This is a genomic window from Desulfobacterium sp. N47, assembly GCF_051233685.1.
Lineage (GTDB): Bacteria > Desulfobacterota > Desulfobacteria > Desulfobacterales > RPRI01 > RPRI01.
Genome location: NZ_JBAMMY010000230.1, coordinates 1 through 2064 on the forward strand (window position 1 = coordinate 1; position 2064 = coordinate 2064).

The following is a 2064-nucleotide window of genomic DNA, read 5'->3' on the forward strand; positions in this document are numbered from 1 at the left end:
CTCTGACCTGATGGCTTCCAATGCAACCTTTGCTTTAAAATTCCCTGGATATTGCTTTCTCATTCTGTCTCCTTTATAATGGAGTCAATATCACAGAAAAAGCAGCTTAACCATCAGTTCAAATTTCGGGGTCCATTATAGCCCTTTACATTTAAAGTTATTTCACATCATCTATACAAAAGCCTGAGGGAATTAATAACACCGATGTTTTATGCGATATGAAATATTTGACTATCAGGAGCCAGGTTCATGAGTTTTGATCCGGAAAAACCTTATAACGATCTTACTCTTCTGCCGCCAGAGGCGGAGTTGGTAAAGCTATTTGAAACTCCAACAATTGATTAGGTTGGGTAAGGGTTCGGCAAGAAGGAGGGGTAAATTTTGAGAAAATCTGATCTTTATTTCTTGGAAAAAGTCAGGGAATTTAAAAAAATTGAGCAGGAATTTATCAGATTTACCTATGAAACTAAAACACCTCGTAGTAAAGAGGAATCGGAAGAGTTTATAAAAAAGTCGATAGGGCTTTCTAACAATTCCAAAGAATTGGCAATTGAAATTAAAAAGAGGGGTAATAGCGTTTTACATATAAAGGACACTATGGATTTTAGTGTTCGGGGATTAGCTTTAAAAACCATTAAAGACACAGTTGAAACGATCGAGCATTTATATCGTTAAAAGGGAGCGACGCAAGGCATTGGGTCAACCCTTGAGGAGCTGTTGCCCAAATGGTCACTCAAAAACGAAACGAAAGACCCGAATATAAATGACGAAACACATACAACCACTTGCTGAGGTCTTTGGACATCTTATAGATGATCAATCTGAAAAAGCAGTCAGGTACCGTTCAAATCGGCTTTGTCCATTCAATAACAAAGTTCCCAATTGCACCAAAGACAAAGCAAAAAACCCTCTTGGTGTTTGCAGTGTGTTCCACAATGATTCCCCGGCTATAACCTGTCCTGGTTCAGAGAAAATTGGCTTATAACCGATGATGCTGCTTCTTTTTTCTTTGGTGATGGCATTGCGTGGAGTTCACTTACGGAAGTCCGTCTGAATGATGCTAATGGAAAGTCGGCCGGCAATATTGACATTGTTCTTGTCGCATACGACAGCAATGGGAAAATACTCGACTTCGGGGCTCTTGAAATACAGGCGGTTTACATTTCCGGAAATGTTCGCGACCCATTTGAGTACTACATGAAAGATCCTAAAAATCGCGGACATATGGATTGGTCAACTCAGCCTAACTTTCCACGCCCGGACTATCTTTCATCTTCCCGCAAGCGACTGGCTCCCCAATTACTGTTCAAAGGAGGAATCCTTCATTCATGGCAAAAGAAAATAGCTGTCGCATTGAACAAGTGTTTTTTTGATACACTGCCCCCCTTGACAAAAGTTGATAAATCCAAAGCCGATATCGTATGGCTAATCTATGATCTCAAAATGTCAAAAGAGGGTGATCAGAATAGGTATCAACTTATAAAAACTGAAGAGGTGTTTACAGAATTTACTCCGGCGTTGATTTCGATTACTACTCCAATACCGGGTAGCCTCGACAACTTCATGAAATTGCTTCAGGAAAAACTTGATGACCAACTTGAATCTCCTCCGATAAATAAAACAATCGAAAGGCCATTTTGAAATGAGGTCACCCAAACAACAATCATTATTTCCTGAATTACAAGAGGACATAGCATTATCCCCCAAACCGGTTAATGTTGCCTCTGTCCCGCAAAGAAGCCCCTTCCGCTATCCAGGCGGGAAAACATGGTTTGTTCCGGTATTCCGAAACTGGATTACAAATCATTACCCCAAACCTGGAATCTTGATTGAACCGTTTGCCGGTGGAGGTATCATAAGCCTCACAGCCTTGTTTGAGAACCTCGCATCGTACGTCGTGATGGCTGAAATTGATGAAGAAATAGCCAGTAGTGTCCGGTTAAGTTTTTGCATGTTATATGGGATAAAAAAATTATAAAAATGTTTATTTTTTGCTTGACAAAGCAGATAAAAAATTTTTGTCGCCTTGTTATAAATTATAATTATAACAAGGAGTTAAGACAA

The 2064-nt window shown here is 39.6% G+C and carries 3 protein-coding genes; all 3 read left to right on the plus strand.

The annotated features are described in order from the left end of the window. Nucleotides 1-381 precede the first annotated feature (381 nt). The 3 genes from VXK47_RS14935 (at nucleotide 382) to VXK47_RS14945 (ending at nucleotide 1978) form a co-directional block, all read left to right on the plus strand. Entirely contained in the window at nucleotides 382-675 is a 294-nt protein-coding gene (locus VXK47_RS14935) for a hypothetical protein (protein WP_435549585.1), read from the plus strand. A 279-nt stretch (nucleotides 676-954) separates the two neighbouring features. Beyond that, nucleotides 955-1641, plus strand: a complete 687-nt coding sequence (locus VXK47_RS14940) for a NotI family restriction endonuclease (RefSeq protein WP_435549587.1) — start codon at nucleotides 955-957, stop codon at nucleotides 1639-1641. A gap of 1 nt (nucleotide 1642) precedes the next feature. Beyond that, on the plus strand, nucleotides 1643-1978 hold the full coding sequence (locus VXK47_RS14945; RefSeq protein WP_435549586.1) for a DNA adenine methylase: 336 nt from the start codon (nucleotides 1643-1645) through the stop codon (nucleotides 1976-1978). Nucleotides 1979-2064 lie beyond the last annotated feature (86 nt).

Bases quoted from the DNA above. Each gene is read 5' to 3' on its own strand.
- VXK47_RS14945 (WP_435549586.1), top strand. From the start codon at position 1,643: ATGAGGTCACCCAAACAACAATCATTATTTCCTGAATTACAAGAGGAC.